Below are 6,663 nucleotides of genomic sequence, written 5' to 3'. Positions count from 1 at the left end.
AATTCCCTCGACATCAGGGTTTAAAGGTTTGTCCCTCTGAGGAAACTGTAAACAGACGAGCGCGCACTGCTATATCAGGTTTAATATCAAATCCGGTTGAATATCCGCACCGCTTGGGAATTAACTCCCAAGGGCGCAAGCCTTATTCCCGATTCCCGATTCCCTATTCCCGATTCCCGATTCCCCACCGAGCACACCCCACAGCTCACATGGGCGGCAATTGAGCCGGTCCCCACAATCCCTCCGTCTCCTCAATCGAATCGCGCAGGGGGTCGCAGGGGCGATCGCGGCTGTCGATGCGGACGAGGATTTTGCACTGTTCGTAAAAAATCTGGGCGACGGTGCGCTTGGGGAGCTGCTGCGGTTTTGCCAGGGCGATCTGAAAGCTGGTATTGGCCGCATTTAACAGTTGCGTATCGTTATTGTTTTCCTTCGCCAGCGACCCCAAAATCTGGGCTTTCAAATAGAACAATTCCGGGTGATCGGGGATTTCTTCCAGGGCTGCGTTGACCAAATCTAACGCCTTTTGAAACTGGTCTAAATCTCGGTAGGCGATCGCCATTCCCCAGCGGGCGAGGTAGCGAGGCTCCCCGTACCGATCCAGGCGATCGACAGCTTCCATCGGGTCGGAAAAGGGCAAATTCAAACCCAAAAATAAATCCATATATCCCTTGAGCAGATTCAGTTCCGGATCGTCCGGATCGACTTGCTCGGCGGCGTTCATCAATTGCAATACCGTCTGCAACTTTTGAAAGGCTCGGGGGGCGCCTTGCAGGGTCCCCTCGGTTTCGACGATGTGGGCACCCTGCAAAAAGTGGCCCACCGCCTGATACAAATTGCCCCGCAGGGGGTCCGTGGGGGTGAGGGCGATCGCGGTTTCCAGGGTGCGCTCGGCGTGACGCTCGAGCATCTCCCAGTTTTCATCCTGGTAGGCGAGGGCCGCTTGCAGGGCGTAAATCATCGGTTCCCCCGGTTCGGCGCCTTCCGCCTGTTGGAGATACCGTTCGGCTTCGAGGTAGTTTCCCCGCTCGAACATGGCTCGAAATGCCGCTTCCGTCGTTTCTCCGATCGCCCGGGGGTCCTCGGTGCGGAAGGGATCGGCGGTGGCAACCCCACCCGAAAGGGCGATCGCGATCGGGGCGACACTCAGGAGGGCGACAATGCGGCGTCGCATAGATTTAAAATGGCGGGACACGGCGATCATGGCAATCTTTCCAGAAGTCGAAGGTGGGCGGTTCGGGCGGTTTGACCCCGGCAGGTGACAATCTGCCGATGCTATAATTTTTGACGGGTTTTGCCACGTTCCACCCGGTTGAAATGCCAATTCGAGAAAACCTCTAAATGCTTTATATCAGAAATTTGCTCTATCATCCGGCGGCTTGCAACGCTCCGATTCTCGACAACGTGAATTTGGAGCTCGCCCCCCAGCAGATGGGCTTGATCGTCGGTCGCAGCGGTTCCGGCAAGAGCACGCTGTTGGAAATTTTAGCGGGTTTGGCGCAACAAACCAAAGGGGACATCCGCTGGCGGGAGCAAGAGTTGACGTCGGAACATTTGCCGCAACTGGCGGGGTTGGTGTTCCAGTTCCCGGAACGCCATTTTTGCGGCGGCTCGATTTTGGAGGAGTTGCGGCTCGGACACCCGGAAATCGGACAGGAGCAGATGGAACGGGCTCTGGCGGAGGTGGGTTTGAGTGGAATTCCCCTGCAAACGCCACCCCACTCCCTCAGCGGCGGACAGCAGCGGCGGTTGGCTTTGGCGGTGCAACTGATCCGCCAACCCCATTTGTTGATGTTGGACGAACCGACGGCGGGGTTGGACTGGTCCATGCGGCAGCAGTTGGTGGGTTTGTTGGAAAAGTTGAAATCTCACTGGACGCTGTTGGTGGTGACCCACGACGCGGAGGATATGGTGAGAATCGCCGATCGCTGCTGGAGTCTCGATCACGGACAGTTGCGACCCACCGAAGCGGAACAATTAACAATTAATAATTAACAATTAACAATTAATAATTGGGGTTGAGATTTAGATGGAAAAGACTGGGGGCTTACTTTTGCCGGGGATGGAAGCGCGGTGGGTCGAGACGTTGGGGTGGAGGCCGAGCGATCGCCAGCGGGAGATGTTTCAAAGTTTATACGAACGGATTTTGTCGGGGAATCGGCGGTTGAATTTGACCCGCATCACCGAGCCGGAGGAGTTTTGGGAAAAGCACCTGTGGGATTCCCTGCGGGGGGTCGTCCCCTGGCTATCGAGGGGATATTCCCATTTGAAAATCATCGATATTGGCACGGGGGCGGGGTTTCCGGGTCTGCCGATCGCGATCGCGATTCCGGAGTCCGAAGTGACGTTGCTCGACAGTACGGGTAAAAAGGTGGCATTTTTGCAGACAATCGTGGCGGAGTTGGGGATCGAGAGGGCGTTTCCCGTCGTGGGGAGGGCCGAAGCGATCGCCCAGATGTCGGAACATCGCGAAACTTACGATTTGGTGACGCTGCGAGCCGTGGCGGCGGCGTCGGTTTGTGCCGAATACAGTTTGCCCTTATTGAAAATGGGCGGGACGGCGGTTCTCTATCGGGGACAGTGGACGGAGGTGGAACAAAAGGAGATCCAACGTGCGATCGGCCAATTGGGGGGCGTGCTGGAGTCGGTGGAAGGGTTTGAAACGCCCTTGAGCGGGGGCGTCCGCCACTGCGTTTACCTGCGGAAAGTCGAACCCACCCCCGACCGCTTCCCCCGTCCGGCGGGGGTTCCGGCCCAAAAACCGTTGGGTTGAAAACCCCGACCACCAGAGGCGATCGGGGTTCTCAAATCGGATGCTATGATTGCCGAAAGCTGATATCGCGATGAGCCAAAGCGTATTGACAAATCGAGGGGGATTTGAAAACGCCACAATTTTGATTCAAAGGGGTTTTGAGTTCTCCCGACTCCCGACTCTCGACTCCCGACTCCCGCCCACAGCGCGATCAATCACAGCTATAAAATTATTTTCTTAAAGCATTTGCGATCGCGCCTTCGAGTTCCGGCTGCGAAAGACTGGTGATGAAAAACACTTCCTGAACCGTCTTTCCGGCTCTGGCGAGAACTTTAAAGCCGCCCCGGATGGGGACGGAAACTCTCAATTTCATTTTGGGGCAGTGTCCCTTGGCTTTCGTGATCACGCCGGGGGTGATGGTTTGAATTCCGTCATGGTGGGTGAGGCGATCGAGTACGGGGATCAAGCCCTGCAGGTGGGTGGAGTGATTCCAAACCAAGCGGCCCCGGGAGTTATTTTTCATCGTTTCAGTCTCCAAAATCAACATTTCCAGTATAGATTTTTGGCGGGACGTCCGACAGGCGATCGCGCGATCGGGGCGGGCGAAATTTTTGGGGGGCGATCATCTGTATCGATCGCCGAGCTTATTTTAGAGTCGGAAATAAGGTGTTTTTTCTCAGGGTGAGGGGGGGAACCCAACCCGCGATCGATCCGAAGCCCAGATCGGCTTGGGGAGGTGCGATCGCAACGATGCCCTCAAAAACAGTATCTTTGATTACTTTTTTTTATATTGAGTTGTTCTAGGATACGACACCAGCCCAAAATTTCACCGTCAATCAGTTGCAGATCGGTGGTATTACTGAACAGTAAAATGAGGATGAGATTGGGTAGACTTACTTAGATCGATTTGGCGAACCGGATCGAATCCAAAATCCTCAGATTGTGCGCCGAGTTCCACCCGTGTAAAATCGCAGTTTCGGACTCGAATCAATCGGATCTGCGTAGCATCATTGTTGATCGAGAGTGAGGATTGAAGTCATACCGCTAAAAATGTAAAATTAACGGATAAAATTTTCAACACATCTTCTGGAGTACCCATTATTTATGATGAGCCAAGGATTAGGAAGACGGAAGTTTTTATTGTACGGATCTGCCGCGTTGGGTGGCAGTCTGTTTTTGAAAGCCTGCGGAAATGCCGCCGAAACCACGGGCGAAACGACGGACGGAACGACAGCCGAAACCCCCGACGCAACCACAGCCAGCACGGCCAACGGCGACACGATCAAAGTCGGGATTTTGCATTCTTTGAGTGGGACGATGGCGATCAGCGAAACCACCGTCGTGGAAGCTGAAAAAATGGCGATCGAGGAGATCAATGCCAACGGCGGCGTGTTGGGCAAACGGATCGAAGCGGTGGTTGAAGATGGGGCTTCCGACTGGCCGACATTTGCGGAAAAAGCCGAAAAACTCATCGATCAAGATGGAGTGGTGACGGTTTTCGGATGCTGGACTTCCGCCAGCCGCAAGGCGGTCAAGGATGTCTTTGAATCCAAAAACCATATGTTGTGGTATCCCGTCCAATACGAAGGGCAGGAGTGTTCCAAGAATATTTTCTACACCGGAGCCGCCCCGAATCAACAAATCGAGCCGGCGGTGGATTGGCTATTAGAAAATAAGGGTACGGAATTCTTTCTTGTCGGCTCCGACTACGTTTTTCCCCGCACGGCAAACACCATTATAAAAGAGCAGCTCAACGCCAAAGGCGGAACGACGGTCGGGGAAGATTATCTCCCCTTGGGAAATACGGAAGTCACGGCAATTATAACCAAAATTAAGCAGGCGTTGCCGAATGGTGGCGTGATTTTTAATAGCCTCAACGGAGATAGCAACGTCGCCTTTTTCAAACAGTTGCAGGGGGCAGGACTGACACCGGATTTGTACCCGGTGATGTCGGTGAGTATCGCCGAGGAAGAAGTGCGGCAGATCGGGCCGGAGTTTTTGAAAGACCACTACGCCGCCTGGAACTATTTCCAAACCGTCGATACTCCCGAGAATAAAACTTGGGTGGAGGCGTTTAAGAACAAATACGGTCAAGATCGGGTGACGAACGACCCGATGGAAGCCGCTTACATCATGGTTTACCTATGGAAACAGGCGGTGGAACAGGCGGGGACGGCCGACGATCTCGAAGCGGTGAGGGCCGCGGCGATCGGCCAGCAATTACAGGCCCCGGAAGGGTTGGTGACAATTAACCCCAACCACCACCTGTCCAAAACCGTGCGAATCGGCCAGATTCGGGATGATGGGATGTTCGATATTGTCTGGGCGTCCGACGGTCCGGTACAGCCGATCGCGTGGAATCAATACGTCCCCAGTACGAAGGGTTACGCCTGCGACTGGACCGATCCTGCCAAGGGCGAAAAATTCCAAATGGACGGGGTTTAAATCTCGATAATTGATGGCTGGAAGAACGGGGAATTTAATTTCCCCTTCTCCCCTTTTTTCGCGGAAATCGGAGGGTTGATATGGCAACCGCCCTGGCGACAGCGATCAATTCTGAAACCCGGACTGTGAAAGCTTTTTCTCCCTGTTGTCTGTTTCCTGTTGCCTGTTGCCTGTTGCCTGCCATATCTGTCCATTTGCGGTTGTTTTCAATCTTAAAAAATGCAAGAACTTGCCATCGCCATTTTTAATGGTATCAGTATCGGTTCGGTGTTGCTGATCGCGGCTTTGGGGTTGGCGATCGTCTTCGGACTGATGGGGGTGATCAACCTCGCCCACGGGGAATTGATGATGCTAGGAGCCTACGCCACCTTCGTCGTTCAAAATGTATTCAAACCCCTGGAAGATTCCCCCATATTCAGTATCTATATTTTCGTCGCCCTCCCCGTGGCGTTTGTCGTCGCGGGTTTGGTGGGGCTACTGTTGGAAAGGGGAGTGATCCGATATCTGTACGGCCGACCGTTAGAAACCCTGTTGGCGACTTGGGGGGTCAGCTTAATTTTACGCCAATTCGTGCGGAGCGTCAACTGGGGTTTGGTGTTGGGTATCGCCATATTTTGCCTGCTCTTTTTTGGCGGTTTATTTGTGGTCAAACGTCGGGGGAACTGGGAGCGAATTCGCAACGGGGCGATCGCCCTTTTACTCGTCCTATCTGCGGGAATTTCCACAACCGCGAGTATCCTGTTGGGTCGGGCGTTTGGAGACGTGTTGACCAAGCCCTGGTTCAGTGCCAGAAATGTGGACGTGACGGCGCCGGCTTGGTTGCGGGGGGGTCTGGCTATGGGGAATTTTCAGCTTCCCTATTCTCGGGTTTTTATTATTATTTTAACGCTGCTTTGTTTGGCGGGAATTTATTGGTTTTTGAACCGTTCGACCTGGGGTCTGAGGATTCGTTCTGTCACCCAAAATCGCAGCATGAGCGCCTGTTTGGGCATCCCCACCGATCGCGTCGATGCTTTGACATTTGCATTGGGTTCCGGACTGGCGGGAATCGCCGGATGTGCGATCACATTATTGGGTTCTGTCGGTCCAAATACGGGGCAAAATTATATCGTCGATACGTTTATGGTGGTGGTCGTCGGGGGTGTAGGAAACCTGTTCGGGGCGGTGATCGCGGCGTTGGCGATCGGAACGGTCAGCTATCTGATCGGTTCGGGAACGTTGGCGTTATTGATTTCTCCGGTGGAATTTTTGCAGCCCTTAACCGACCTGTTTAATTTCTTCGCGACGACCAGCATGGCGAAGGTGTTGGTGTTCGTTTTAATTATCGCATTTTTGCAGGTCAAACCGGCGGGTATTTTTCCGCAAAAAGGTCGGACGGCGGAGTTGTAGATTCGGTCGAAGTAGCACGGGCATCCTGCCGGTGCTGAGAATTCGGTCGAAGTAGCACGGGCATCCTGCCGGTGCTG

At 53.9% G+C, this 6,663-nt stretch carries 6 protein-coding genes; 4 read left to right on the top strand and 2 right to left on the bottom strand.

The genetic code is table 11. The annotated features are described in order from the left end of the window. Positions 1-205: 205 nt before the first annotated feature. Positions 206-1,174 (bottom strand): Sll0314/Alr1548 family TPR repeat-containing protein, encoded by a 969-nt coding sequence (locus LKE08_RS03300; RefSeq protein ID WP_324702769.1) that lies wholly within the window; start codon positions 1,172-1,174, stop codon positions 206-208. 167 nt (positions 1,175-1,341) lie between these two features. Here LKE08_RS03300 and LKE08_RS03295 point away from each other — a divergent pair, with 167 nt between their 5' ends. Then, the gene (locus LKE08_RS03295) at positions 1,342-1,995 is read left to right on the top strand and encodes an energy-coupling factor ABC transporter ATP-binding protein (RefSeq protein WP_324702768.1); all 654 of its coding nucleotides are present in this window, start codon (positions 1,342-1,344) and stop codon (positions 1,993-1,995) included. A 34-nt stretch (positions 1,996-2,029) separates the two neighbouring features. Beyond that, positions 2,030-2,773, top strand: a complete 744-nt coding sequence (gene rsmG, locus LKE08_RS03290; RefSeq protein ID WP_324702767.1) for a 16S rRNA (guanine(527)-N(7))-methyltransferase RsmG — start codon at positions 2,030-2,032, stop codon at positions 2,771-2,773. Positions 2,774-2,981: 208 nt separating this feature from the next. Here the strand turns inward: rsmG and LKE08_RS03285 are convergent, their stop codons facing one another. After that, entirely contained in the window at positions 2,982-3,275 is a 294-nt protein-coding gene (locus LKE08_RS03285; protein WP_324702766.1) for a DUF2103 domain-containing protein, read from the bottom strand. A 584-nt stretch (positions 3,276-3,859) separates the two neighbouring features. Here LKE08_RS03285 and urtA point away from each other — a divergent pair. Together urtA and urtB are read left to right on the top strand one after the other, a co-directional pair. Continuing rightward, on the top strand, positions 3,860-5,197 hold the full coding sequence (gene urtA, locus LKE08_RS03280) for an urea ABC transporter substrate-binding protein (RefSeq protein ID WP_324702770.1): 1,338 nt from the start codon (positions 3,860-3,862) through the stop codon (positions 5,195-5,197). A gap of 219 nt (positions 5,198-5,416) precedes the next feature. Continuing rightward, on the top strand, positions 5,417-6,586 hold the full coding sequence (urtB, locus tag LKE08_RS03275) for an urea ABC transporter permease subunit UrtB (protein WP_324702765.1): 1,170 nt from the start codon (positions 5,417-5,419) through the stop codon (positions 6,584-6,586). Positions 6,587-6,663: the final 77 nt, after the last annotated feature.

The organism is Lyngbya sp. CCY1209 (assembly GCF_035615495.1).
Classification (GTDB): domain Bacteria; phylum Cyanobacteriota; class Cyanobacteriia; order Cyanobacteriales; family Microcoleaceae; genus Limnospira.
Note: the sequence above shows the minus strand (reverse complement) of the source record. Positions and strands in the feature narration are given on the sequence as shown.

Coding starts and splice junctions, on each gene's coding strand:
- LKE08_RS03295 (WP_324702768.1), top strand. CDS start 1,342: ATGCTTTATATCAGAAATTTGCTCTATCATCCGGCGGCTTGCAACGCT.
- urtB (WP_324702765.1), top strand. CDS start 5,417: ATGCAAGAACTTGCCATCGCCATTTTTAATGGTATCAGTATCGGTTCG.
- rsmG (WP_324702767.1), top strand. CDS start 2,030: ATGGAAAAGACTGGGGGCTTACTTTTGCCGGGGATGGAAGCGCGGTGG.
- LKE08_RS03285 (WP_324702766.1), bottom strand. CDS start 3,275: ATGAAAAATAACTCCCGGGGCCGCTTGGTTTGGAATCACTCCACCCAC.
- LKE08_RS03300 (WP_324702769.1), bottom strand. CDS start 1,174: ATGCGACGCCGCATTGTCGCCCTCCTGAGTGTCGCCCCGATCGCGATC.
- urtA (WP_324702770.1), top strand. CDS start 3,860: ATGAGCCAAGGATTAGGAAGACGGAAGTTTTTATTGTACGGATCTGCC.